Origin of the sequence: Terrabacter terrae, from assembly GCF_039529575.1 — a bacterium.
Lineage (GTDB): Bacteria > Actinomycetota > Actinomycetes > Actinomycetales > Dermatophilaceae > Terrabacter > Terrabacter terrae.
In genome coordinates, this window is record NZ_BAAANB010000021.1 from 372,457 (window position 1) to 396,099 (window position 23,643).

Below are 23,643 nucleotides of genomic sequence, written 5' to 3' on the forward strand. Positions count from 1 at the left end.
GCTGACAGACCGGAGAGGGGCCCCATGGATGTCCTGAACACGTTGCGCGAGACGTTCCTCGACTGGGACGCCATGCGGGCCGCCCTTCCCGACCTGCTGCGCGTGGGCCTGGTCAACACGCTCATCCTCGCGCTGTCGTCAGCCGTCATCGGCACGCTGCTCGGGATGCTGCTCGCCGTGGCGGGCCTGTCGTCCCGCCGCTGGCTGCGCTGGCCGGCACGGGTCTACACGGACGTCTTCCGGGGCTTGCCCGCGGCGGTGACCATCCTGCTCATCGGCGTGGGCCTGTCGCCCGTAGGCCTGAAGATCTGGGGACCCAACCCCTACCCGCTCGGGATCCTGGCCCTGTCCCTGATCGCCAGCGCGTACATCGGTGAGATCTTCCGCTCCGGCATCCAGAGTGTCGACCGGGGCCAGTTCGAGGCCGCCCGTGCCCTCGGCTTCAGCCGCACCTCGGGAATGCGGCTGGTCGTCATCCCGCAGGGCGTGCGGCGGGTCCTGCCGGCCCTCGTCAACCAGTTCATCGCGCTGGTCAAGGAGTCCTCGCTCGTCTACTTCCTCGGGCTGCTCGCCAGCCAGCGAGACCTGTTCCGCATCGGCCAGGACGCCGCCGCCAACTCCGGCAACCAGTCCGCGCTGCTGCTCGCCGGCCTCTTCTACCTGCTGATCACCGTGCCCCTCACCCACGTCGTCAACGCGGTCGACCGGCGCCTGCGGGAAGGCCGCCGGGCCGACGGTGCCCAGGATGCGGACGGCGGCGCCGACGACACCCTGCCCGCGACCGTCGCCGTGCCCCAGGAGTCCTGATGAGCGCCGTCACCCCGTCCACGAGTGCATCGACCCCGGCTTCCCGCCCCGACGCCGCGCAGGCCGCGGGGGTCGGCGTGGCCACCCGCGACATCCACCTGGCCTTCGGCGCCAACCGGGTGCTGCGCGGCGTCGACCTCGACGTCGAGGCCGCCACCACGGCCTGTGTCATCGGGCCGTCCGGCTCCGGGAAGTCCACCCTGCTGCGGGTCGTCAACCGCCTGCTCGAGCCGGACCAGGGCGACGTGCTGCTCGACGGCCGCAGTGTCCTGGCCGATGACCCGGACGCCCTGCGCCAGCGCGTCGGCATGGTCTTCCAGCACTTCAACCTCTTCCCGCACAAGACGGTCCGCCAGAACGTCACGCTCGGGTTGGTGCATCTCAAGGGCCTGTCCAAGGACGAGGCGGCCGAGCGGGCCCACCACCACCTCGACCGCGTGGGCCTGGCCCACAAGGCCGACGTGCGTCCGGGCAACCTCTCGGGCGGCCAGCAGCAGCGCGTCGCCATCGCCCGCGCCCTGGCCATGGAGCCGGAGGTCATGCTCTTCGACGAGGCCACCTCGGCCCTGGACCCCGAGCTCGTCAAGGGCGTGCTGGCCACGATGGCGGACCTCGCGGCCGAGGGCATGACCATGCTCGTCGTCACGCACGAGATGGGCTTCGCGCGGTCCGTCGCCCAGCAGGTGCTCTTCATGGACGGCGGGCAGGTGCTCGAGTCGGGGGAGCCCGACCGCCTCTTCGAGGCCCCGCGCACCGAGCGCCTCCAGCGCTTCCTCTCACAGGTGCTCTGACGGCCTACGCCGGCGGGTGGCGCGGTGGGACGCGGTGTGGGACGTCCAGGATGTCTGTGTAAGGTAAGCCTTACCTACTCCCACGACGAAGGCAGCTCACCCATGACCTCTCGCCTCCACACCACCCTCGGCGTCGCCGCCGTGGCAGCCGGGGCGCTCGTCCTCAGCGCCTGCGGCTCCGGCGCGAGCGGGGGCAGCTCCGCCGCCGGGGCGGGCTCGATCACGCTCTACAACGCCCAGCACGAGAGCCTGACCAAGGAGTGGGTCGACGCGTTCACGAAGCAGACCGGCATCAAGGTGACGGTGCGCAACGGTGACGACACGGAGATGTCCAACCAGCTGGTGGCGGAGGGCCAGGCGTCCCCGGCCGACGTCTTCCTCACCGAGAACAGCCCCGCGATGACGCAGGTCGAGAACGCCGGCCTCTTCGCCGACGTCGACAAGGCCACGCTCGCCCAGGTCCCCGAGCAGTACCGTCCGTCGACCGGCAAATGGGTGGGTATCGCCGCCCGCTCCACGGTGCTCGTCTACGACAAGCGCAAGGTCCAGGAGAACCAGCTCCCGGCCTCGATGCTCGACCTCGCGAAGCCGGAGTGGAAGGGCCGCTGGGCCGCCTCCCCGTCGGGCGCCGACTTCCAGGCCATCGTCTCGGCCCTGCTCCAGCTCAAGGGCGAGGCGGCCACCAACGACTGGCTGACGGCCATGAAGACCAACGCCAAGGTGTACAAGGGCAACAGCACCGCGATGAAGGCGGTCAACTCGGGCGAGGTCGACACGGCGCTGATCTACCACTACTACTACTACGGCGACCAGGCCAAGACCGGCGAGAACTCGGCCAACGTCGGCACCCACTACTTCAAGCACCAGGACCCCGGTGCCTTCGTGTCCGTCTCTGGCGGGGGCGTGCTCAAGTCGTCGAAGAATGCCGCGGCCGCGCAGGCGCTGCTGAAGTTCATCACCGGCAAGACCGGCCAGGAGGTGCTCGAGAAGGGCACGTCTTTCGAGTACGCGGTCGGCTCAGGCGTGCCGTCGAACCCCGCCCTCGTGCCCCTGAAGGAGCTCCAGGCGCCGAGCGTCGACCCCGCCAAGCTCAACTCCGCCACGGTCACCGATCTGATGACCAAGGCGGGTCTGCTGTAGTTGTCGCGTGACCACTGACCTGACCGCACCGGACGCGCGCCGCGCGACCGTCGTCGGCACGGCCGCTGCGCCGGGCCCGGGCACCCGCTCGGCCCCGGCGTCCGGGCGTCGGCGACCTCCCGTCCTCGCGGTCCTCGCGGTGCTCATCGCGCTCTTCTCGCTGATGCCGCTCGGCTACGTCGCCGTCATGACCGTGGCGACCGGATGGGACACCGCGGTCAAGCTCATCTTCCGCGCGCGGGTCGGCGAGCTGCTGCTCAACACGGTCCTGCTCATGCTCGTCTCGGTGCCACTCTGCGTCGTGCTGGGCGTCGGTGGCGCCTGGCTCGTGGAGCGCACCCGCCTGCGCGGCAACAGGTTCTGGGCCCTGGCGCTCGCCGCGCCGCTCGCGATCCCGGCGTTCGTCAACAGCTACGGCTGGGTCTCCGCGGTGCCCTCGCTCGCCGGCCTGTGGTCCGGGGTGCTCATCTCCGTGCTGTCGTACTTCCCGCTCGTCTACATCCCGGCGGCCGCGACGCTGAGCCGCCTCGACCCGGCGCTGGAGGAGTCGGCAGCCTCGGTCGGGCTCGGCCCGTGGCAGGTCTTCCGCCGCGTCGTGCTGCCGCAGCTGCGCCTCGCCATGACCGGCGGCGCGCTGCTCGTCGGCCTGCACCTGCTGTCCGAGTACGGCGCCTTCGCGATGATCCGCTTCGACACCTTCACGACGGCGATCATGGTGCAGTTCCAGTCCACCTTCAACGGGGCCGCCGGCAACATGCTCGCCAGCGTGCTGGTCGTGCTGTGCCTGCTGCTGCTCGTCGCCGAGGTCCGCAGCCGGGGCACGGCGCGCTACGCCCGGGTCGGCTCGGGCGGGCAGGCAGCCCCCGGGCGTATGCCGCTGGGCCGCCTCCACGTGCCGGCGCAGCTCGCACTGCTGCTCCTCGTCGTGCTCGCGGTCGGCGTGCCGATGTGGTTCGTCGTGCGCTGGGTGGTCCTCGGCGGCTCCTCGATCTGGGCGCCGGACGAGCTCGTGCCGGCCCTCGTGCAGACCCTGGTCTACGGCCTGGTCGGGGCGGCGGCGACGACGGTCGTGGCGTTCCCGATGGCCTTCCTCGCGGTGCGGCGTCCCGGCTGGTTCACCCGCTCGCTCGAGCTGTCCAACTACGTGACGAGCTCGATGCCGGGCATCGTCGTGGGCCTCGCCTTCGTCACCGTCAGCATCCGGCTCTTCCCCTCCGTCTACCAGACGGCGTTCGTGCTCGTGGCCGCGTACGTCCTGCTCTTCCTGCCCCGCGCCCTCGTCAGCCTGCGCTCGGGTCTCGCCCAAGCGCCCCGCGAGCTCGAGGAGGCCGCCCAGGCGCTCGGCGTGCGCCCCTTCCTGGCGTTCGTCCGGGTCACCCTGCGTCTCGCCGCACCTGCTGCGGCCGGGGGAGCGGCCCTCGTCTTCCTCGCCATCGTCAACGAGCTGACCGCGACCCTGTTGCTCTCACCCAACGGCACGCGCACGCTGGCGACGCAGTTCTGGGCCAAGAGCAGCGAGATCGACTACGCCGGCGCCGCGCCCTACGCCCTGCTCATGGTGGTGCTCTCCGCTCCCATGACCTACCTGCTCTTCCAGCAGTCGAAGAAAGCGGCCGGACAATGACATCGACAGCCAGGCGCAGCGCATCGACCGACCCGGCGAGCGATCCCGCCTCCGTCGGGGGCGGCCCTGGCGAACGCGGCCGTCTGGAGGTGCGCGAGCTCGCCAAGAGCTTCGGCGCGCAGCAGGTGCTGCGCGGCGTCACGCTCTCGGTCGAGCCGGGCAGCACCACGGCGATCGTCGGACCGTCCGGCTCCGGCAAGACGACCCTGCTGCGCCTGATCGCGGGCTTCGAGCGCGCCGACGCCGGGATGGTGGTGCTGAGCGGCCGAGGCCTCGCCGGCGGCGACGAGTGGGTGCCGGCGCACCACCGCGACGTCGGCTACGTCGCCCAGGACGGCGCCCTCTTCCCGCACCTGACCGTCGGCCAGAACATCGCCTTCGGCATGGACCGCGCGACCGGTGCGAGGGCGCGGCGCGCCACCCGGACCCGGGTGGCGGAGCTGCTCGAGATGGTCTCGCTCGACGCCGCGCTCGCCGAGCGCCGGCCGCACGAGATCTCCGGCGGCCAGCAGCAGCGGGTCGCGCTCGCCCGGGCGCTGGCCCGCGAGCCCGAGCTGATGCTCCTCGACGAGTCCTTCTCCGCGCTCGATGCGGGACTGCGGGTCGCCACCCGGCGCACCGTCGGGGCGGTGCTGCGCGACGCGGGCATCACGACCGTCCTCGTCACCCACGACCAGGCCGAGGCACTGTCCTTCGCCGACCAGGTCGCCGTCATGCGCGACGGTCTCCTCGCCCAGGTCGACAGCCCGCTCGAGGTCTACACCCGACCGGTCGACCGGGCCACGGCGGAGTTCCTCGGCGACGCCGTCCTGCTCGAGGCCTGGGTGGACGGCGACAGCGCCTCCTGCTCGCTGGGCTCGGTCCGGCTCGCGCCGACGACGCTGCGCGGACGGGTCCAGCTCATGCTGCGGCCCGAGCAGATCCGGGTCGACGAGCACGGACCCATCCGTGGCGTCGTCCTCGACACCGACTACTTCGGCCCGGAGAGCACGGTGCGGCTCGAGCTGACGTCGGGCCGCGAGCCCGGGTGCGAGACCTCGACGCTCGCGCGCGAGGGACAGGTGATCAGCATCCGCCACTCGAGCGCCTTCATCGCAGCCAGGGGTACCGAGCTGCGGCTGCGCATCGAGGGCGACGCGATCGCGTTCCCGCCGAACCCCTGAGCCGCCTCCCGTCGGGCGTCTCCCCGTCCCGTCCGCTCCGCAGGATTCATCCGGAACGGATGAGCCACGCACCGGCGCCGGATGGCCATGCTCGAGTTCCGAGCGTGCGGGACCTTCCGTTCGCATGCCGACCTGTGCAAGGAGGGTTCATGGAGCAGTCGGACTTCGTGCAGACCGGGCAGAAGGTGGGGCTCGTCATGGCGTCCGTCGTGACGCCGTCCACCCTCGCCCCCTCGTTGTCCAGACGGTCGTGGCAGGACCAGGGCCTGATCACCGGGCTGTCGACGGGCACCCACTACCTGCTCGCCCTCACCTCGCAGGACCTCATCGACGTGGTGGCGCGGGCCGCGGGCGGTGCCGCCACCGCGTGGGAGCTGTTCCCCGAGAGCTGGCCCGAGGACCGACGCAGCTCGGTCGCGGCCCTCGGCTGCGAGCTGGCCACGGTGCCCTTGGGACTCGGCCTCACGGCATACCTCGACCGGCGAGGTGTCCGCACGGCACGGGAGGGCTTCCAGCGGCAGCTCGCCTGGCGGCTCGGGTCCACGGCCCTTGCGGGTACCGTGCTCATCGCTGCCACCGCCGGGGTGCGCCGGCTGGACCGGGCGCTGGGAGCCCAGGGACGCCTCGCCGCCCTGCCGCTGTCGGTCCCCGTGGGCCTGGCGACCTCGGCCGTTCTCGAGCGCATCCGGGCGGCCGGTGTGGTCCCCGAGCCGCATGGCCCCGACGTGCGCGACGTGGTCGACGAGGTCGAGGACGTGCCGAGGGCCAAAGGGCTCGCCGCCGGCGCCGTCGTCCTCGCCACCCTCTACGGCGCAGCGTGGGGCGAGCGCTGGACCGCGCAGCAGGTGCGTCGGCTGTCACCCGGTGCCGCCCCCGGGACCGGCCTCGCCTGGCAGCTCACGTCGCACGCAGCCTTCGTGGCCGCCGGCGGACTCGTCCTCACCGTGCTGTGGACGCGCGCCATGCAGGGGGTCGAGGCGGTGACCACGACCGTCGACCCGTGGATGCGCGAGGCGCCGGGGGTGTGGACCGACCCGCTCGTGAGCGGCGACCCGGCGAGCCTGGTGTCGTGGGACTCGCTCGGTCGCGAGGGCCGCCGGCACGCGGTCTCCTTCGTGCGCCCCGAACCGGTCGTCGCGCCACCGCCCCTGCCGGACGGCACCGTGCCCGGGGACCTGTCGATCCCCACCGTCATGGGCGAGCCGGCCCGCGCACACCCGGTGCAGGTCTTCGTCGGCCTCGAGAGCGGCGCCACTCCCATGGAGCGCGTCGAGCTCGCCATCGCGGAGATGGACCGCACCGACGCGTGGTCCCGGTCGCTGCTGATGCTCGTGTCGCCCACCGGCACCGGCTACGTCAACTACGTCGCGATGGCCGCCGCGCAGTACCTCACGCGCGGTGACGTCGCCACCGTCACGATGCAGTACTCCAAGCGCCCGTCGCCGCTCTCGCTCGGCAAGGTCCGAGACGCCCGCGAGCAGAACCGCCTGCTGTGGCTGCGCATCCTGCAGCGGGTGCGCGACCTGGCCCCCGCCGACCGGCCCGAGGTGGTGCTCTTCGGCGAGTCGCTCGGCGCGCACACCAGCCAGGACGTGCTGCTCGGCTGGGGAACCCTCGGGCCGCAGGCCCTCGGCATCGACCGGGCGCTGTGGATCGGCACCCCGGGTGGCAGCAAGTGGATGCACGAGGTCACCGGTCCTGCCCGGCCAGATGTCGACCCCTCGCTCGTCACGGTGGTCAACGACCACGAGCAGCTCCTCGCCCTCGGCGAGGAGGCGCGCTCGCGGCTGCGGTACGTCCTGCTCAGCCACGACAACGACGGCGTCACCAAGTTCGGCCTGGACCTGCTCAACCGCCGGCCCGCGTGGCTGGGACCCGAACGACCCCGCCACGAGGACGTGCCTGGGAGATCACCACGCGGCATACCGGCCGGTATGCGGTGGCGTCCCGTCACGACGTTCTTCCAGACGCTCGTCGACATGAAGAACGCTCAGGTTCCCGGCCAGTTCAGGGCGTGGGCGCACGACTATCGCGCCGACCTGCCCGAGTTCGTGCGTGACGTCTACGGCCTCGAGTGCACCCACGAGCAGATGGCGGCGATCCAGCAGGCGGTGCGCCGTCGGGAGGCGTATCGCGAGGGCGCCTTCTCCTGACGACGTGCGAGTGGTGGGCGACGGGGCGCTCGGCGGGTCGTGCCGCGCGCCGGCCGCGGTCACGCCTCAGGAACGGGCGAGCATCGCGGGCGCGAGGCGGAGCAGCTCGGCGCGCAGGCTCTCGTCGTCGACGTCGGCGAGCAGCGGGTCGATCCCGGCCTGTGCCACCCCCGCGCCGACCACGGAGACCGCGATGCGGCGGCGCAGGTCCGGCGAGGGCCCGAGCAGCAGGGTGGCGAGTCTCCTGACCAGGGATTCGAGGTCGGCATGGGCGGCCATGATGCGCTCGACCTCGGGGTCTCGCATGAGCGCGGCGACGGCCTTGCGGTGGCTCACCATGAGGTCGACGAGTCCCCGCAGCGCCGCCGTCGCGGCCGCATCCGGCGACGACTCCGACTCCGCGGCCGTGACGAAGGCCGCCATCTCCTCGAGAGCCTCCTCGAGGACTGCCAGGACGATGTCCTCCTTGGCGTGGAACTGGTAGTAGACGGCGGCCTTCGTGACGCCGAGGTGGTCGGCGATCATCTGCAGCGACGTGCCGCGCACGCCGTGCTCGGCGAAGAGCTCGACGGCGGCGTCGATGACGCGTCGACGGCCGTGCCCGCGGGGCGCCTGGGGTCGAGCCATGCCTGCCCCTCTCGTGGGTCCGCGGTCGTTGCGCGGTCGTTTCGCGGTCGTTCCGCCGTCGCACCCGTCACCGGGTCGGGCGTCAGCGTAGCGGCCGGCGCGCCCACAACCGCTTGTCCGGGACTTAGCCGATCGGTTAACTTGGGGTTTGCTGGTCAGCGACGCCCGGCGCCCGCCCCGCCTGCGCCCGGCCCCCACGGCTCGAGCGCCCCGCCCAGCCGACCCTGGAGTCACCCGATGGCCACCCTGCTCTTCCGGATCGGACGCTTCGCCTTCGCGCGCCGCGGCCTCGTCGCATCCGCCTGGCTCGTCCTGCTCGCCGTGCTCGCCGGCGTGCTGCTCACGCTCGGCGCCGCGCCGACCTCGAGCGTCACCATCCCGGGCACCGAGTCCCAGCGGGCCCTCGAGGCGCTGGCCAAGGAGTTCCCGCAGGCCAGCGGCGCCTCCGGCACCGTGGTCGTCCGCGCCCCGCAGGGCCAGACGGTGGTCGCCCCGGCCTCCAAGCCGGTCCTCGACGGCATCGTGGCCCGCGCCGCGAAGGTGCCTGGGGTCGTCGCCGCGCTCAGCCCCCTGCAGACCAAGGCCATCAGCCAGGACGGCCGCTACGGTCTCGTCACCGTCCAGTTCGCCAAGACCGCCGACGAGCTGACGGCCGACCAGCGCTCCGCCTACGAGGCGCTCGGCACCGCGGCGCCGGCGGGCTGGTCCGTGGCCGCCGGTGGCGAGCCGCTGCTCGCCACGCCCGAGATCGGCTCCACGGAGGGCATCGGGGTCCTCGTCGCGCTCGTCGTGCTCGTGCTCACCTTCGGCTCGCTCGTCGCCGCGGGCATGACGATGGTCAACGCCCTCGTCGGCGTGGGTGTCGGCATGGTCGGTCTGCTGATCGTCGGGCACGCCGCCGTGCTGTCGAGCGTCACGCCCGTGTTGGCCCTCATGCTCGGCCTCGCGGTGGGCATCGACTACTCGCTGTTCATCACCTCCCGCTACCGCCACAACCTCGCGCTGGGCCTGGACCGCCAGGAGGCCGTGGGCCGGGCCGTCGGCACCGCGGGGACCGCCGTCGTCTTCGCCGGACTCACCGTCTTCATCGCCCTGGCCGGGCTCTCCGTGGTCGGCATCCCCTTCCTGACCGCCATGGGACTGGCTGCCGCCGGGACCGTCCTCGTGGCGGTCCTCGTCGCTGTGACCCTGTTGCCCGCGCTGCTCGGCTTCGCCGGCGACCGCGTGCTGTCGCGCCCCCAGAGGCAGGCCGAGCGGGAGGGCGGGTCAGGCGCCAACCTCGACGAGCAGGTCGGCAACCGCGGGTTCGCCTGGGGCCGCTTCACCGTCCGTCACCGCGTCCCGGTGCTGCTCGCAGGCATCGTCGTCCTCGGTGCCGTGGCGCTCCCGGCCGCGGACATGCGCCTCGCGCTGCCCGACGACGGCACTGCGCCCGCCTCGAGCAGCAAGCGCGCCGCCTACGACCTCGTCGCCGAGGGCTTCGGCGCAGGCTTCAACGGCCGCCTCGTCATGGTGGTCCACGGCGCCACGCCGCAGCAGGTGCAGCAGGCGACCGCCGGCGCCGCCAAGGCAGGCACCGGCCTGCGTGACGTCCTCGCCGTCGCCCCCGGCCAGACGAGCGCCGACGGGCGCACGACCCTGCTGGCCGTCATCCCGAGGTCCGGGCCGACCGCCGACGCCACCTTCGACCTCGTGCGCGACCTCCGCACGGCGCTCGCACAGACCTCCTCGGCGACCGGCGCCGAGATCTCCGTGACGGGCGTGACCGCCGTGGGCGTCGACGTGTCCGACAAGCTCGCCGCGGCGCTGCCCGTCTACCTGCTCGTCGTCGTGGGTCTCGGCTTCGTGCTGCTCATGCTGATGTTCCGCTCGCTGCTCGTACCGCTCAAGGCGACCCTCGGTTTCCTGCTGACGATCGGGGCCGCCTTCGGGGCCACCGTCGCGATCTTCCAGTGGGGCTGGCTGCGCTCGGTCGTCGGTCTCGACACTGCCGGCCCGCTCGTCAGCTTCCTGCCGATCCTGCTGATCGGCATCCTCTTCGGCCTCGCCATGGACTACGAGGTGTTCCTCGTCTCCCGGATGCGCGAGGACTTCGTCCACGGCGAGACGTCACGCGAGGCGGTGGTGTCCGGCGTCGGGCACGGCGCCCGGGTGGTCGTCGCCGCGGCGCTCATCATGATGTCGGTCTTCGCCGGCTTCGTCCTCGTCGAGGATCCCATCATCAAGTCGATGGGCTTCGCGCTGGCCCTCGGCGTCGCGGTGGACGCGTTCGTCGTCCGCCTGTCGCTCGTGCCGGCGGCGATGTCGTTCCTCGGCGACCGGGCGTGGTGGCTCCCGCGATGGCTCGACCGCGCGATGCCGAACGTCGACATCGAGGGCGAGAGCCTGCGTCCCTCGTCCGTCGCCGGGAGCCCTGCGCCCGCCGAGGTGCCGCCCGCCCGCTGACCCGACCGACCCCGTATGCCGTGTGAGAGAGGGGGCGCGACATGCGGGGTCGAGTCGTCAGCGCAGTGCGAGGACCAGGACCGCGGTGAGCGCCACGACGGCGAACATCCCGCTGGTGACGGCGGTCCGCATCAGGCTGGTGCCGGCGGTGGTGGCGCCGGCTCGGGTGCGGAGCAACCGTGCCCCGTCGCGGTAGCGGCGCCGTGCGGTCAGGGCGAGGTTCAGGCCCCACACCAGGCCGAGGGCCGACACGGCATACCCGAGGGCTCCGAGCTGAGGCGGGAGCACGCGCAGCCCGACGAGGGAGCCGACGGTGACCGAGAGGGCGGTGCGGCGCCAGGCGAGCGACGTGCGCTCCGCCTGCATCCCGACGTCGGCCGGTCGTCTCACATCAGCACCGCGACGAGGACGGCCACCGCCACGATTCCCAGCATGACGGCGATGGGCAGCTTGAGGCCCGAGGAGGGCAGCGGCGCGAGGTGACGCATCGCGCGCTCGGTGCGCACCCACGACAGCCACGCCTGGATGGTGGCGGCGAGGCCCGCAAGGACGAGGACGACCGCGATGGTGGCGCGCAGCCACCCCGGCAGCGGCACCTGCAGCGCCTCGAGCGCCAGGCCGGCCGCGACGAAGGCGAGACCGGTGCGGATCCAGGCCAGGAAGGTGCGCTCGTTGGCCAGGCTGAACCGCGGGTCCGGGTCCTCACCCTCGTCGAAGACCGAGCGCGGGAAGCGTCGGCGGTCATCGGTCGCCACGGTGTCCTCCTCCTCGAAGCCGGTCGCGGGTGCGACGCCCCGATCATCCCGCACCGCCCGCCACGGCTCGGAACCACTCTCGCAGGACCATGGAGGTGCCCTGAGCCCTGCTCAGCTACCGGTTCGCCCCGCTGCTCGCCGGCCGCGTCTCGGACCGGACGCAGGGACGGTCAGAAGCCGGTCGGCTCGCGAGGGGTGTACGGCGCCTCCAGCGCGGCGACCTCGTCGTCGGTGAGGTCGACGTCGAGCGCGGCGACGGCGTCGGCCAGGTGGTGCTCCTTCGTCGGGCCGACGATGGGCGCGCTGACCACCGGGTGGCGCAGCACCCAGGCCAGCGCCACCTGGGCCATGGGTATGCCGCGGGCCTGGGCGACCTGCTCGACGGCGTCGGCGATGGGCTTGTCCCGGTCCGAGAACAGCGTCTGCCCGAACGCGTCGCTGCCGGTGCGCTTGGTCTCCGTTCCCCACGGGCGCGCCAGGCGACCGCGGGCGAGGGGGCTCCAGGGCACCGCCCCGACGCCCTGGGCGGCGAGCAGCCCGAACATCTCCCGTTCCTCCTCGCGCTGCATGAGGCTGTACTGGTCCTGCATCGAGACGAACCGGGTCCACCCCCCGAGGTCGGCGGCGTGCTGCATCGACGCGAACTGCCACGCCCACATCGAGGAGGCGCCGATGTAGCGGGCCTTGCCCGCCTTGACGACGTCGTGCAGGGCCTCCATCGTCTCCTCCACCGGCGTCTCCGGGTCGAAGCGGTGAATCTGGTAGAGGTCGACGTAGTCGGTGCCGAGGCGGGTCAGCGAGGCGTCGATCTGCTCGAGGATCGCCTTGCGGGACAGGCCTGCTCCGCCGGGCCCGTCGTGCATGCGGCCGTGCACCTTCGTCGCGACCACCACGTCCTCACGACGCGTGTAGGACGTGATCGCCCGGCCGACGATCTCCTCGGACGAGCCGGCGCTGTAGACGTTGGCGGTGTCCCAGAAGGTGATGCCGAGCTCGACGGCCTGGCGGAAGAGCGGCTCGCTCTCGGTCTCGCCGAGCGACCACGCGTGGTTGCCCCGGCTGCTGTCGCCGAAGCTCATGCAGCCGAGCGCGATCCGGCTGACCTGCAGACCGGACTGTCCGAGGCGGGTGTACTCCATGGTCGTGTCCTTCCGGGTTCGAGCTCTCGGGTGGTGCCGGGCTGGGGACCCGCACCCGGGGGCCATACCCCGCCGGGGCCCGGCCGACCCTTGCACCCAGCCTTGCGCCTGCCCGGCCTCCGCTGCGTAGGTTGGAGGTCATGGTGACGGTCCCGACACGCACGCTCCCGGACGGCACGACGCTGCCCGCCATCGGCTTCGGCACGTACCCGCTCACGGGCGATGACGGCATACGCGCCGTCGAGTCGGCCCTCCACGCGGGCTACCGGCTGCTCGACACGGCGGTCAACTACGGCAACGAGGCCGAGGTCGGAGAGGCGATCCGCAGGTCCGGGGTGCCCAGGGCGGAGATCGTCGTCCAGACGAAGGTGCCGGGACGCGACCACGCGTACGACAAGGCCATCGCCTCGGTCGAGGGCTCCCTCGAACGGCTGGGTCTCGAGCAGGTCGACGTGGCGCTCATCCACTGGCCCAACCCGAGCGTCGGCCTCTACGTCGAGGCCTACCGGGCGCTGGTCGAGTGCCGGCGGCGCGGGCTCGTGCGCTCGGTGGGCGTCAGCAACTTCACCGAGCGCCACCTCGTCGACGTGGTCGACGCCACGGGGGTGACCCCGGTGCTCAACCAGGTCGAGCTGCACCCGCTCTTCCCGCAGGAGCAGCTGCGCGCCACGCACGAGCGGCAGGGGGTCCTCACGCAGGCGTGGAGCCCGCTCGGCAAGCGCAACGCACCCTTCGACGCCGACCCGGTCGCGGCGGCAGCCGAGGCGCACGGCGTCATGCCGGCCCAGGTGATCCTGCGCTGGCACCTGCAGTTGGGAGTCGTGCCGCTGCCCAAGTCGGCCGATGCGGAGCGACAGCGCACCAACCTCGACGTCTTCTCCTTCGAGCTGAGCGAGCAGGAGATGCGCGCCATCACCGGGCTCGGGCGCAGGGACGGCCGGCTCTTCGGCGGCGACCCGGAGACCCACGAGGAGATGTGACCAGGAGACGTGACGCAACGCCACACCCTGGCGCCCCGGTGTCAGAGGGGGTCGAGCGATCCCGTCTCGACGACCTGGGTGGCGAGGACGTGCAGCTTGACGTTGCGCGCCATGCTGGCGCTGCGCAGCTGCTCGAACGCCTGCTCACGGGTGAGCCGGGCGAGTCCCATGATGATGCCGATGGCCGCGCCGATGTCCCGGCTGTGGGAGAGCGCCGCCTCCAGCTGGATCGCCCGCGACTCGGCCGCGTCGAGGCGTTCCAGGGCGTCGAGCAGGTAGCACTCGACAGGGGTGAGCTGTCCGGGACCGTCTCCCGTGACTCCGAAAGCCGAGTCGACCCCGTCCGCTGGTGATCTACCCGTCAGGGCCTCTGGCTCCATGGACGGCTCCTCCTGCCACCCGGCCCGCAGCCTCGTCTCGACCTCGACCGGTGAACTTCCAAGCGTAGGGGAGTCCACCGACCGCGATGCCGCTGGAGGGGCATCGAATTCCGGGCGGTCCTCGGATGACGGCCGACAGGCGAGACGGCACCCGCTCGGGGGATCGGGTGCCGCCTCACCGACACCATCGCTGGGATGCCCGGGCGCGTTACAACCCGCACGCCGCTGCCCTCCACCTTCCCTCGTGCGGCCCGTGTCACCTCCGCCCACCACGGCGCCAGTACCGCGGCGCTTCCTGCACCCGTATGCCGTCACGGGTGCTCGGGTGAGGAGGGGAGGTTCTCGTGGTGCTGGGCTCCGTAGACGGCGGCCTGCGTGCGGCGCTCGAAGCCGAGCTTGGCGAGCAGCCCCGAGACGTAGTTCTTGACGGTCTTCTCGGCGAGGTGCAGCCGCGCACCGATCTGCCGGTTGGTCAGCCCCTCGGCGATGAGGTCGAGGATCTCCTGCTCTCGGTCCGTCAACCCGTCGAGGTGGGCCGGGGGTTGCGCCTCCTGCTCGGGGCTGCGCAGACGCGCGAGGAGGCGCTCCACGAGTGCCGGGTCGATGAGGGAGTGGCCGGACGCCACGTGCTCGACCGCCTCCGTCAGCGACGGTCCGCGGATCTGCTTGAGCAGGTAGCCGGAGGCCCCTGCCATGACGGCGGCGAAGAGGGCGTCGTCGTCGTCGTAGGAGGTCAGGATGAGGCAGCGGGTGCCGGGACTGCTCATCTGCACGTCCCGGCAGACGTCGATGCCGCTCCCGTCCGGCAGCCGTGCGTCGAGCAGCGCCACCCGCGGGGCGAGGGTCGGTATCCGGCGCCGGGCCTCGGCCGCCGTGCCCGCCTCGCCGACGACCTGGAAGCCGTCGTGCGCCTCGAGCAGGTCCACCAGGCCCCGACGCACGATCTCGTGGTCGTCGAGCAGGAAGATCGTCACGGTCTCGTCCGCGTGTCCGCTCACTGGCTCTCTCCATCGGTCAGCCGGGCGGTCCACGTCAGCACCGTCACCCGCTCGTTCGTCGTGAGGATGCAGTCACCGTGCCGGGCGCGGGCGCGGCGCGCGAGGTTCGCGAGGCCGCTCTCGTGACGCCGGCGAGGGCGACCGGGAACGTCGACCGACCCGCCGTTGGCGAGGGGACCGTCGTCGCTCACCTCCACCGTCACGTAGTGCTCGGAGACCGCGACACGGACGTCGACCGCAGAGCAGCGCGAGTGCTTGACGACGTTCGTCACGGCCTCACGCAGCACGGCCGTCACGTCGTGGAGCAGGGCGGGCTCCAGTGCCGTGGCGACGGGACCGTCCAGCCTGAGGGCCGGCTCGAAACCGAGGCCTGCCGACGCCGATGCCATCACCTCGAGCAGCACCGCCCGCGCGTCCCGAGAGGCCGGGTGCACCTGCAGCTCGAAGATCGCCGACCGGATGCGGCGGATGGTGCCGTCCAGGTCCTCGACCGCGCGGCTGAGGGTGTCGCGCACGGTCGGCTCGATGGCCCTGCCTCGCACCGCTTCGAGGGACAGGCCGGTCGCGAAGATCCGCTGGATGACGTGGTCGTGCAGGTCCCGGGCGATGCGCTGGCGGTCCTCCAGCACGGCGATGCGCTCCTCGTCGGCACGCCCGTCGGCCAGCTCGAGCGCCAGGGCTGCGTGGTTTGCCAGCTGCTCGGCCATCTCGGCCTCGGCCCGGGAGAACACCGGCGCCCCCTTCTTCCGGCCCATGACGACGACGCCGCGCACGCCGGCCTCGCCGGCGAGTGGGCACGCCATGGCGGGGCCGCACGGGCCTCCACCGGCCACCGCGGCCAGCGTCACGGCGTCGGAGGAGGCGTCGGCCGAGCCGCCGGGCGAGCGGCCGGACGAGGGACCGGTGACGACGGCGCGTCGCTCGCGCATGGCCACGCCGGCGAGCGAATGATCGGCAGGGTATGCCGTCCCGACCAGGTCCTTCGCTCCCGGGCCGCGCGCGACCTCGACGACGAGCTGGACGGCATACGCTCCCGTGGCGTCGGCGGTGGCGCCCGGCACGGTGCCGACCTCGGGGAAGTCGAGGGTGACGACGTCGGCGTCGGCCAGGCGCAGCATCGCGTCCGCGATGCGCACGAGCACGTCGCTGCCGAGACCGGGACGCAGCAGGTCGCTGCTGATCTCCGCCGAGGCGCGCAGCCACTCCTGTCGCCTCCGGGACTCCTCGTAGAGCCTGGCGTTCTCGATCGCCACGCCGGCGCTGGCCGCGAGCGCCACGACGAGCTCCTCGTCGTCCTCGGTGAAGTCCGTCCCGTCCACGCGGTCGGCGAGGTAGAGGTTGCCGAAGACCTCTCCCCGGCAGCGCACCGGGACCCCGAGGAAGGCCCGCATCATGGGGTGGCCGGGCGGAAAGCCCACCGACCGGGCGTCATCGGTGATGGCGTGCAGCCGGATGGGGTGCGGCTGCTCGATGAGCAGGCCGAGGATGCCGTCTCCTGCGGGCGGGCGACCGATGTGGGCGACGGCCGAGTCCTCCATGCCGGAGTGGACGAACTCCTCGAGCCGGCCATCGGCACCGAGCACCCCGAGGGCGGCGAAGCGGGCACCGGCCACGTCGCGGGCGGCCTCCACGATGCGCCGCAGGACCGCGGAGAGGGTGAGCTCGGAGACGACGGAGCGGTTGGCCGCGAGCAGGCTGCGGAGCCGGTCCTCGGCAGAGCCGGGGGAACCGGCTGCTGAGGCGGCGCCATCGCCCATCAGCAGCCCGCGAGCGCCGTCCGGGGCACCGAGCCCAGTCCGCACGAGGGGATTGCGGTCATACCCCAAGGCTAGATCGCAGCCGGGGCGTTCGAGGCTGTTCCGTGCCGCGGGCTCGGGTGTCAGCCGGGAACCCCCTGGGTCCGTGAGGACCTGAGGTCACCGAAGGAGCGCCCTGTCACCCGCTCGGCCGTGATGCCGATGAAGACGTTGCGCACGCCACCGGCCCACGGCTCGGCACCGTCCACGGTCCACAGGTGGGTGAGCAGGGCCGGTGAGGCGACGGCCTGGGCGCGGCCGTGCACGATGACGCTCCACCCCGTGTGCCGTGCGGGGTCGAGCTCGTCCACCTCGAAGACGACCTGGGAGGGCCGGACCAGCTCGGAGAGCACCCCGAAGGGGGAGGTGCGGAAGACGAGGAGGTCGCCCACGCAGGCGTAGCTGACGGGCAGGATCTGCGGGCCGCCGCCGGCGTTCCAGCCGATGCGGCCGATGTCGCGCGACTCCAGCAGCACCTGGCACTCGGACAGCGTGAGGTCGGTGTAGTTGAGCCGCCGGGTCGACCGGCGCGGCTGGGCGTCGGGGTGGCCGCGAGGGCTGGCGGGCGTCCTGGAGACGGGCATCTCACACCTCCCTGGCGGTCCCCGCCGGTGACAGCCGGCGGTGGCGGTGCCCTCCGTGGCCGCTCTCGCGCGCCGCGGGACGAGGGGCGGCGACGAGCGGCGGGGTCGGAGCGGTCGGCACGATGGGCACTGCCTGTTCGGTCGCGGACTGCGAGGTCGCCGCCTGCAGCAGCGACCGGCAGTGCTCGAGCTCGGAACGCACGCGGGTCAGCTCGACCCGCAGCTCCAGGTAGCGCACGAGGCTGTCCCCGACCGTCCTGGCCCAGGCGTCCACGGCACGCCAGTCGGCTCCCCACGTCATCGGGATGGTCGACTCGCCGCTGCGGTCGGTCTCCGTCGACGGGGTCCGGTCCGGCAGGTGCACGCGGCGGGCGTGGCGTCCTCGACCCGTGGGCCCACCCCGGTGGGTCACCCGCAGCCGGTCGACATCCACGACGAGCTCGTAGCCTCCCGTCACCGGTGTCGCGACGCACGGCCGGCAGGTCACGTGGTGCCCCGCGAGGCTCAGCTCGTCAGCGATGGTCGCCGCGATCGCCTCGTCGATGCCGGCCGTCGTCGACGCCACCGAGGGCTCCGACGCCACCGACGCCACCGACGCCACCGGGGGCTCGACAGGCACCGGCGTCCCCGCCGGAACGGTCGTGTCAGGCGTGGTGTGAGGCATGGTGTCAGGCATGGTGTCGGGCGTGGCGCCGGTGCCGTGCGGCTCCCGCCGTGGCTCGGCGGACGGGCTCGGCGGGGTGGGATACGTGATCAGGACTGTGGTCATGTGCTCTCCGTGGTCGACAGCCGCCCGGTGCGGCGCTGCGTCGATCCTCCGTCGCAGCGCGGCCTGTCGATCACGGCCGAAGGTCGGCGGGCGGGCGGGACCAAGGTCCCGGATCGGACAGGACCAATGGACCTGACCGCGCACCGGCGGGGTGGGCAAGTCTGGAAGGGAGAGGTGAGTTCCATGACCGAGACGACGCGACCGGACGCCGGCCCGACGGCATCCGACCCGTCACGCGTGCCGGAGCGGACAGCGGCAAGAGGGAGTTCCGGGTCCGCCGGGCAGACAGGCCTGATCGTGGTGGGGGTGGACGGCTCGAAGGAGAGCCGGATCGCGCTGCGGTGGGCATGTGCCGAGGCGCGCGTGCGCGGCTGTGTCGTCCGGGCGGTCTCGGTGTGGCACCTCTACCCGTTGGTGCCCCCGGAACGGGTGGGGGCATCACCGTGGTGGTTCACGGCCGACCCCGAGGAAGCCACACGTGCCTTCCTCGGGGAGGTCGTGGACGAGGTCGCCGCCGACCACCCGGGCGTCACGATCGAGCAGCAGGTCGTCTCGGGGCATGCTGCCGAGCAGCTCATCGCTCTCTCGGCGTCGGCCGACGTCCTCGTGCTCGGTGCCACCGGCGCGGGTGGCTTCGTGGGGATGCGACTGGGATCGGTGGCTCGGGCCGTCCTGGAGCACGCGCTCTGCACCGTCGTCGTCGCCCGCTGACGGCAGCCGTCGGCACGCACCCACCTGCAGCAGGACGTGTCGCGGCAGGATGGCCGCCCGGCGCCCGGGCGCGGTGGCAGCGCCCACCGGCCTCCGACGTGGTCAGGCGAAGCCGACGGCCCGGGGTGGCTGCCCGGCAGCTGCTCTGGCTCGTGCGGCCCGCTCCCGGCGTCGCTCGAGATGGCGCATGACCGGGGTCGCGAAGGTGCCGTGCACCATGACCGACAGCAGGATCGTGAACGCGACGGTCGACCACATCCACCGCTCGTCGGAGAACGCGTGCTCGCCCGCGGCGAAGGCGAGGTAGTAGAGCGAGCCCACGCCGCGCACCCCGAAGAACGCCGTCGCCAGCTTCTCGCGGCGTCCCAGACCGCCCGGCAGCTCGGCGGGGCGCGCCCGGACGCGCAGCGACAGCCAGCCCGCGAGCGGGCGCACGACGAAGACGAGCGCCAGGGCGATGGCCACGCCGCGCCAGTCGAGCTCGTCGAGCACGCCCTTGGTCATGCCCATCCCGAGCATCAGCAGGATGATGAGGGTCAGCAGCCGCTCCAGGCGCTGCACCACCTCGTGCATCGACCGGTGGTAGTGGTGGTTGCGCTCCGCCGCGCGCAGCGTCATGCCGCAGACGAAGACGGACACGAAGCCGTAGCCGCCGACGAGCTGGCTCATGCCGTAGGTCATGACGAGCGCCGCGAGCGCCAGCAACGGCTCGCCCTGCTCCGCGAGGCGCAGCGACGGGCTGGGGGAGCGGAACGCGACTCGTGCCAGCACCCACCCGACAGCCGCCCCTGCGGCGACGCCGAGGGCGATCTTGCCCACGAGGTCCCACGCCAGCCACTGCAGGCCCCAGGAGCCGATGCCCCCGGCGGTGGCGAGGAGCAGGGCCGCGGTCACGAACGGGAAGGCGAGGCCGTCGTTGAGCCCGGCCTCGGAGGTGAGCGCGAAGCGCACGTCGTCCTTCTCGTCGACGGGCTCGTCCACGTCGCGGTCGTCGGTGCTCTCCTGCGCGCTGCTCGCCTGCGCGCTCGGACCCGTGAGCTGGTCCGGCCTCCCGTCCCGGTCTCGCGTGGCCGGCCCGCCCGAGGTGTCCAAGCCCTCCAGGGCCTCGGCGTTCTCGGAGTCGCCCGGCTCGCCGGGGCTGACCTCGTCCTCGCCCACCCGGGGGCCACCGACCTGGACGTCGCTGGCCAGGACCGGGTCGGTGGGGGCCAAGGCGGCGCCGAGCAGCAGCGCCGCCGCGGGGGCCACCCCCAGCCCCCAGCCCAGCAGCCCGATCGCACCGATCGACAGGGGCATGGCGAGCGCGAGCAACCGCCACGTCGAGGACCACGAGGACCACGAGGCGCGACTGCGCCAGTCGAAGGACCGGTCGATGGCCAGCCCGACACCCATGAGGGCCACCAGGATCGCGAACTCGGTCACCCGCTCGACCTGCGGACGGATGAGGACGGGGTCCAGCCGCATGCCCTCGGGCAGGGGCAGCAGCCCGATGCCCATGCCGAGGACGAGGAGCACCATCGCGGCCGACACGGCATACCGCTCGAGGAGGTTGGGGAGGACGGCCGCCAGGAACATGGCTGCGCCGGCGATGAGATAGATCAGGTTGACGGACATGGCGACGTGGGCTGCTCCTCCGGTTGGGCCTCTCGTGACCTACCCGCAGGGCCGTCCCGCCGGACCGGCGGGCCGCCTACGACGGTCACGTGAGGGGACCTCCGGAGCACCCCGACGTGACCTGGGAATCGCCGCTCCTTCGCGCAAGGCTACGGTCGGGCTGACGAGGGAGGTGACCTGCGGGGGGCCACGTGCCCGAGCGTGACCAGCTACGAGCGCGTGCGCTTCCGCACCGTCGTCACCACTGACGAGACCGCACGCACGACCGCCGAGATCACGTACGCGTGGGGTGCCGACCGGGGGCATACCCCCCCGGTCGGCAGCCCGCTCAGGACGCGGTGGTCAGGCGCTCGGTGTTGCCCGGCCGACCCACGAGGTGGTCGTGCAGTCGCACCGTGATGCGACGCAGCGTCCGCGAGACCTGCATCTGGCTGACGCCTCGTGCCTCGCCGATCTCCCGCTGCGTCATGCCCTCGACGTAGCGCATGAGCAGCAGCTCGCGCTCGTCGTCGTCGAGCTCGGTGAGCGCTTCGGAGAGGCAGACGCGGTCGTCGGCGCCCGCCATCTCCTCGTCGTCGGCGGCGAGGAAGGCAGCGAGGCCGGGCCGTTCGTCGTCTGCCGGGCTGCAGTCGAGCGACAGCGGGCGGAAGCCCGTCGCCGCCGAGGCCACCTCGCGGACGTCCTCCACCGAGACACCGACGGCCTCGGCGAGGTCCGCGTCGCTCGGGGTGGCGCCGAGCTCCTGCTCGAGCTCCGACCGGACGGACTGGAGGTTGACCCGCAGCTCCTGCAGGCGCCGGGGCGGACGGACCACCCAGCCGCGGTCGCGGAACCAGCGCTTCAGCTCTCCCGAGATCGTCGGGACGGCATACGCCGCGAAGGAGGGCGCGTGACCCGGCTCGTAGCGCCGGACGGCCTTGACGAGGGCCAGCCGTGCAACCTGGACGAGGTCGTCGTGCTCGATCCCGCGGCCCTCGTAGCGTCCGGCCATGGTGGTGCAGAGGTCGAGGTAGAGGTGCACGATCTGCTCGACGATGCGCTCGCACTCCTCGGTGCTGCCGGATGCTCGCAGCTGTTCGAAGAGCTCGGCGGTCTCCAGGTCGCGCTCGGCAAAGGAAATCCGGGGGTACGCAGAATGAGGCGCCATGACTCATCTCCGATCGTTCGGACGAAAGAGTCGGCGCTGTGATTGGACCGCTCAGACACTTCGACAGTGCCACGATCCAGACCGATTGCGCAAGGGCAGGTACTTGGCGGCCGTTTCCCTCGCTGCTGTCTCGGGTACAAGACGGTCGTGCCACGTACTCTGACGGTTCTTCTGCTTGCCCTCCTCGGCGCGGTGGGCCTCGGCGGGTGCTCGTCCGTGGACGAGCCCGAGGCCAGCGCCGTGGCGCAGCGCTTCCTGGCCCTGGCGCAGTCCGACACCCAGGCAGCCTGCGCACTCCTCGCTCCGCAGACCGTGCAGCACCTGCAGGACGACGGCGGCAGCTGCCCCAAGGGACTGCAGGCCGCGCAGCCTCCCAGGGGTGGCACGGTCCGCAGCGTGACCGTCGCCATCAACTCCGCGCAGGTCGTCATGGGCGACCAGGCGGTCTTCCTGGCCCGCTACGACCACGGGTGGCGGGTCACCGCGGCCGGCTGCAAGCGCGAGTCGTCGGACGACGCCATCCCGTACTCCTGCACCTTGGAGGGGAGCTGACATGCGAACGATGTTCGTCCTCTACTGCCTCGTCATCGCCGCCGGTTTCGTCCTGGCCTTCACCGTCGGGGTGATGGGGCGATGACGGGCCGGCGAACCAGTTCCGGACCGCGCTCCTTCTGGCGCAACAACAGCCTCACCATCGTCTTCGGCCTGTTGCTGCTCGTGTTCGTCGTCGGCCAGGCGGTCGCGGGTCTGGCCGAGTACAACGAGTCCGCGAGAACCGATGGGCTGCAACAGCTTTCGTTCCCACGCTACGTGACGTCCTCGTCGTTCGCGGTCGACCTGCTCGAGAACTGGCAGTCCGAGTACCTCCAGTTCACCCTCTACATCCTCCTGACGGTGTGGCTCGTCCAGCGAGGCTCGTCCGAGTCGAAGAAGGTCGGTGAGGAGGGGCGGGAGTCCGACGAGGCCCAGCTCGTCGGTGCCCACGCCCGCTCGGACTCGCCGCCGTGGGCGCGCCGGGGCGGCTGGCGGGGCAGCCTCTACTCGCACTCGCTCGTCGGTGTCATGGCCCTCGTGTTCCTGCTGTCGTGGTTCGCGCAGGCCGTGACCGGCCGCGTCGCCGAGAACGACCTGAGACTGCGCGACCGGCTCGACCCGGTCAGCCTGGGCGACTACCTCGTCAGCCCGGACTTCTGGTCACGCACCGTGCAGAACTGGCAGTCGGAGATGCTGGCGATCGGCTCCATGGCCGTCTTCGCCATCTACCTGCGCGAGCGGGGCTCACCCGAGTCCAAGCCCGTGGGGGTACCGCACGGCGCCACCACCTCGGACGACTGATCCCGATGTCAGTCGGTCGCGCAGGCAGGGCCGGGAAGCCGGAGCACGAGGGCGCCGCCCGGTGGGTGCCCTCGCAGCCCACGGTGGCGTCCCTCAAGGCCGCGGTCCAGCAGTGCCGGGGTTGCGAGCTCTACCACGACACGACCCAGGCGGTGATGGGGGAGGGGCCGGAGGGCGCCCGGCTCATGCTCCTCGGCGAACAGCCCGGGGACCGCGAGGACCGGGAGGGTCTGCCCTTCGTGGGTCCGGCCGGTCGGCTGCTCGACGAGGCGCTGGCCGCGGCCGGGCTGGACGACGTCCCGGCCTACCGCACCAACGTCGTCAAGCACTTCCGCCACGAGCGGGGCGCGGGCAAGCGCATCCACAAGTCCCCGTCACGGTGGCACGTCGCGGCCTGCGAGCCGTGGCTGCTGGGCGAGCTCGAGGCCGTCCGTCCCACCGGCGTCCTGGTGCTCGGCGCGACCGCGGGCCAGGCCGTGCTCGGGCCGTCCTTCCGCGTCGGGGCGTCGCGAGGCACCCGGATGGACTGGCCGCGCGACCGCTTCGGGTTGGCGGAGCCGCCGACGTGGCTCGTGGCAACCACCCACCCGTCGGCCGTGCTGAGGTCGCGTCAGCGCGACGCGGATTTCGCGGCCCTGGTCGCTGACCTGGCCGTCGTGCGCGACCTGCTCCGCTGAGCGCCCCG

The 23,643-nt window shown here is 72.4% G+C and carries 23 protein-coding genes; 12 read left to right on the plus strand and 11 right to left on the minus strand.

Annotated elements, in window-relative coordinates; all coding sequences use genetic code 11:
• Positions 1-24: 24 nt before the first annotated feature.
• From ABD194_RS11815 to ABD194_RS11840, 6 genes are all read left to right on the plus strand, one after another.
• Complete coding sequence (locus tag ABD194_RS11815) at positions 25-807, plus strand: amino acid ABC transporter permease (protein WP_343991531.1); 783 nt, start codon at positions 25-27, stop codon at positions 805-807.
• Positions 807-1,598, plus strand: coding sequence for an amino acid ABC transporter ATP-binding protein (locus ABD194_RS11820; protein WP_343991533.1), 792 nt, complete (start codon positions 807-809; stop codon positions 1,596-1,598). Before ABD194_RS11815 ends, ABD194_RS11820 begins: the two co-directional genes overlap by 1 nt.
• A gap of 102 nt (positions 1,599-1,700) precedes the next feature.
• Entirely contained in the window at positions 1,701-2,738 is a 1,038-nt protein-coding gene (locus ABD194_RS11825) for an iron ABC transporter substrate-binding protein (RefSeq protein ID WP_343991535.1), read from the plus strand.
• Positions 2,739-2,901: 163 nt separating this feature from the next.
• Positions 2,902-4,362 (plus strand): ABC transporter permease, encoded by a 1,461-nt coding sequence (locus ABD194_RS11830; RefSeq protein ID WP_343994118.1) that lies wholly within the window; start codon positions 2,902-2,904, stop codon positions 4,360-4,362.
• Positions 4,359-5,525 (plus strand): ABC transporter ATP-binding protein, encoded by a 1,167-nt coding sequence (locus ABD194_RS11835; protein ID WP_343991537.1) that lies wholly within the window; start codon positions 4,359-4,361, stop codon positions 5,523-5,525. Before ABD194_RS11830 ends, ABD194_RS11835 begins: the two co-directional genes overlap by 4 nt.
• Before the next feature lie 149 nt (positions 5,526-5,674).
• A complete protein-coding gene (locus tag ABD194_RS11840) occupies positions 5,675-7,678 on the plus strand; it encodes an alpha/beta-hydrolase family protein (RefSeq protein ID WP_343991539.1) in 2,004 nt (667 codons plus the stop codon).
• 66 nt (positions 7,679-7,744) lie between these two features.
• Here ABD194_RS11840 and ABD194_RS11845 read toward each other — a convergent pair whose 3' ends face one another.
• Positions 7,745-8,305, minus strand: a complete 561-nt coding sequence (locus tag ABD194_RS11845) for a TetR/AcrR family transcriptional regulator (RefSeq protein WP_343991541.1) — start codon at positions 8,303-8,305, stop codon at positions 7,745-7,747.
• Between the two features lie 237 nt (positions 8,306-8,542).
• Between ABD194_RS11845 and ABD194_RS11850 the strand changes: the two genes are divergently transcribed.
• Positions 8,543-10,750 (plus strand): MMPL family transporter, encoded by a 2,208-nt coding sequence (locus ABD194_RS11850; RefSeq protein WP_343991543.1) that lies wholly within the window; start codon positions 8,543-8,545, stop codon positions 10,748-10,750.
• Between the two features lie 57 nt (positions 10,751-10,807).
• Here ABD194_RS11850 and ABD194_RS11855 read toward each other — a convergent pair whose 3' ends face one another.
• The 3 genes from ABD194_RS11855 to ABD194_RS11865 all read right to left on the minus strand — a co-directional run bounded on the left by ABD194_RS11855 (position 10,808) and on the right by ABD194_RS11865 (position 12,644).
• On the minus strand, positions 10,808-11,140 hold the full coding sequence (locus tag ABD194_RS11855) for a DUF202 domain-containing protein (RefSeq protein WP_343991545.1): 333 nt from the start codon (positions 11,138-11,140) through the stop codon (positions 10,808-10,810).
• A complete protein-coding gene (locus tag ABD194_RS11860) occupies positions 11,137-11,505 on the minus strand; it encodes a YidH family protein (protein WP_343991547.1) in 369 nt (122 codons plus the stop codon). The genes ABD194_RS11855 and ABD194_RS11860 overlap by 4 nt, the downstream gene beginning before the upstream one ends.
• Positions 11,506-11,675: 170 nt before the next feature.
• The gene (locus ABD194_RS11865) at positions 11,676-12,644 is read right to left on the minus strand and encodes an aldo/keto reductase (RefSeq protein ID WP_343991549.1); all 969 of its coding nucleotides are present in this window, start codon (positions 12,642-12,644) and stop codon (positions 11,676-11,678) included.
• A gap of 140 nt (positions 12,645-12,784) precedes the next feature.
• Here ABD194_RS11865 and ABD194_RS11870 point away from each other — a divergent pair, with 140 nt between their 5' ends.
• Complete coding sequence (locus tag ABD194_RS11870) at positions 12,785-13,624, plus strand: aldo/keto reductase (RefSeq protein ID WP_343991551.1); 840 nt, start codon at positions 12,785-12,787, stop codon at positions 13,622-13,624.
• A 41-nt stretch (positions 13,625-13,665) separates the two neighbouring features.
• Here ABD194_RS11870 and ABD194_RS11875 read toward each other — a convergent pair whose 3' ends face one another.
• The 5 genes from ABD194_RS11875 to ABD194_RS11895 all read right to left on the minus strand — a co-directional run bounded on the left by ABD194_RS11875 (position 13,666) and on the right by ABD194_RS11895 (position 18,151).
• On the minus strand, positions 13,666-14,004 hold the full coding sequence (locus ABD194_RS11875) for an ANTAR domain-containing protein (RefSeq protein ID WP_343991553.1): 339 nt from the start codon (positions 14,002-14,004) through the stop codon (positions 13,666-13,668).
• 311 nt (positions 14,005-14,315) lie between these two features.
• Positions 14,316-15,002, minus strand: coding sequence for a response regulator (locus ABD194_RS11880; protein ID WP_343991555.1), 687 nt, complete (start codon positions 15,000-15,002; stop codon positions 14,316-14,318).
• Positions 14,999-16,804, minus strand: coding sequence for a sensor histidine kinase (locus ABD194_RS11885; RefSeq protein WP_343991557.1), 1,806 nt, complete (start codon positions 16,802-16,804; stop codon positions 14,999-15,001). Before ABD194_RS11885 ends, ABD194_RS11880 begins: the two co-directional genes overlap by 4 nt.
• A gap of 77 nt (positions 16,805-16,881) precedes the next feature.
• Entirely contained in the window at positions 16,882-17,382 is a 501-nt protein-coding gene (locus ABD194_RS11890; protein WP_343991559.1) for a pyridoxamine 5'-phosphate oxidase family protein, read from the minus strand.
• Position 17,383: 1 nt separating this feature from the next.
• Positions 17,384-18,151 (minus strand): hypothetical protein, encoded by a 768-nt coding sequence (locus ABD194_RS11895; RefSeq protein WP_343991561.1) that lies wholly within the window; start codon positions 18,149-18,151, stop codon positions 17,384-17,386.
• Between the two features lie 183 nt (positions 18,152-18,334).
• Between ABD194_RS11895 and ABD194_RS11900 the strand changes: the two genes are divergently transcribed.
• Entirely contained in the window at positions 18,335-18,862 is a 528-nt protein-coding gene (locus ABD194_RS11900) for a universal stress protein (protein ID WP_343991563.1), read from the plus strand.
• Positions 18,863-18,964: 102 nt separating this feature from the next.
• On the opposite strand, the gene ABD194_RS11905 is transcribed toward ABD194_RS11900, so the two are convergent.
• A complete protein-coding gene (locus ABD194_RS11905) occupies positions 18,965-20,476 on the minus strand; it encodes a cation:proton antiporter domain-containing protein (protein ID WP_343991565.1) in 1,512 nt (503 codons plus the stop codon).
• A gap of 328 nt (positions 20,477-20,804) precedes the next feature.
• Positions 20,805-21,623 carry a sigma-70 family RNA polymerase sigma factor gene (locus ABD194_RS11910; protein ID WP_343991568.1) on the minus strand — a complete coding sequence of 273 codons (819 nt, stop codon included), beginning with the start codon at positions 21,621-21,623 and terminating at the stop codon, positions 20,805-20,807.
• 147 nt (positions 21,624-21,770) lie between these two features.
• On the opposite strand from ABD194_RS11910, the gene ABD194_RS11915 reads away from it, so the two are divergent.
• The 3 genes from ABD194_RS11915 (at position 21,771) to ABD194_RS11925 (ending at position 23,635) form a co-directional block, all read left to right on the plus strand.
• Positions 21,771-22,175 (plus strand): hypothetical protein, encoded by a 405-nt coding sequence (locus tag ABD194_RS11915; RefSeq protein ID WP_343991570.1) that lies wholly within the window; start codon positions 21,771-21,773, stop codon positions 22,173-22,175.
• A gap of 81 nt (positions 22,176-22,256) precedes the next feature.
• Positions 22,257-22,958 carry a DUF6766 family protein gene (locus ABD194_RS11920; protein ID WP_343991572.1) on the plus strand — a complete coding sequence of 234 codons (702 nt, stop codon included), beginning with the start codon at positions 22,257-22,259 and terminating at the stop codon, positions 22,956-22,958.
• A gap of 5 nt (positions 22,959-22,963) precedes the next feature.
• Positions 22,964-23,635, plus strand: coding sequence for a UdgX family uracil-DNA binding protein (locus ABD194_RS11925; RefSeq protein ID WP_343991574.1), 672 nt, complete (start codon positions 22,964-22,966; stop codon positions 23,633-23,635).
• Positions 23,636-23,643 lie beyond the last annotated feature (8 nt).

What these genes read in the sequence shown, in the direction of transcription:
- ABD194_RS11830 (WP_343994118.1), top strand. Translation starts at nt 2,902, where the DNA reads ATGCCGCTCGGCTACGTCGCCGTCATGACCGTGGCGACCGGATGGGAC.
- ABD194_RS11865 (WP_343991549.1), bottom strand. Translation starts at nt 12,644, where the DNA reads ATGGAGTACACCCGCCTCGGACAGTCCGGTCTGCAGGTCAGCCGGATC.
- ABD194_RS11835 (WP_343991537.1), top strand. Translation starts at nt 4,359, where the DNA reads ATGACATCGACAGCCAGGCGCAGCGCATCGACCGACCCGGCGAGCGAT.
- ABD194_RS11895 (WP_343991561.1), bottom strand. Translation starts at nt 18,151, where the DNA reads ATGACCACAGTCCTGATCACGTATCCCACCCCGCCGAGCCCGTCCGCC.
- ABD194_RS11890 (WP_343991559.1), bottom strand. Translation starts at nt 17,382, where the DNA reads ATGCCCGTCTCCAGGACGCCCGCCAGCCCTCGCGGCCACCCCGACGCC.
- ABD194_RS11920 (WP_343991572.1), top strand. Translation starts at nt 22,257, where the DNA reads ATGACGGGCCGGCGAACCAGTTCCGGACCGCGCTCCTTCTGGCGCAAC.
- ABD194_RS11820 (WP_343991533.1), top strand. Translation starts at nt 807, where the DNA reads ATGAGCGCCGTCACCCCGTCCACGAGTGCATCGACCCCGGCTTCCCGC.
- ABD194_RS11875 (WP_343991553.1), bottom strand. Translation starts at nt 14,004, where the DNA reads ATGGAGCCAGAGGCCCTGACGGGTAGATCACCAGCGGACGGGGTCGAC.
- ABD194_RS11925 (WP_343991574.1), top strand. Translation starts at nt 22,964, where the DNA reads ATGTCAGTCGGTCGCGCAGGCAGGGCCGGGAAGCCGGAGCACGAGGGC.
- ABD194_RS11910 (WP_343991568.1), bottom strand. Translation starts at nt 21,623, where the DNA reads ATGGCGCCTCATTCTGCGTACCCCCGGATTTCCTTTGCCGAGCGCGAC.
- ABD194_RS11905 (WP_343991565.1), bottom strand. Translation starts at nt 20,476, where the DNA reads ATGTCCGTCAACCTGATCTATCTCATCGCCGGCGCAGCCATGTTCCTG.
- ABD194_RS11850 (WP_343991543.1), top strand. Translation starts at nt 8,543, where the DNA reads ATGGCCACCCTGCTCTTCCGGATCGGACGCTTCGCCTTCGCGCGCCGC.
- ABD194_RS11815 (WP_343991531.1), top strand. Translation starts at nt 25, where the DNA reads ATGGATGTCCTGAACACGTTGCGCGAGACGTTCCTCGACTGGGACGCC.
- ABD194_RS11900 (WP_343991563.1), top strand. Translation starts at nt 18,335, where the DNA reads ATGACCGAGACGACGCGACCGGACGCCGGCCCGACGGCATCCGACCCG.
- ABD194_RS11825 (WP_343991535.1), top strand. Translation starts at nt 1,701, where the DNA reads ATGACCTCTCGCCTCCACACCACCCTCGGCGTCGCCGCCGTGGCAGCC.
- ABD194_RS11870 (WP_343991551.1), top strand. Translation starts at nt 12,785, where the DNA reads ATGGTGACGGTCCCGACACGCACGCTCCCGGACGGCACGACGCTGCCC.
- ABD194_RS11840 (WP_343991539.1), top strand. Translation starts at nt 5,675, where the DNA reads ATGGAGCAGTCGGACTTCGTGCAGACCGGGCAGAAGGTGGGGCTCGTC.
- ABD194_RS11845 (WP_343991541.1), bottom strand. Translation starts at nt 8,305, where the DNA reads ATGGCTCGACCCCAGGCGCCCCGCGGGCACGGCCGTCGACGCGTCATC.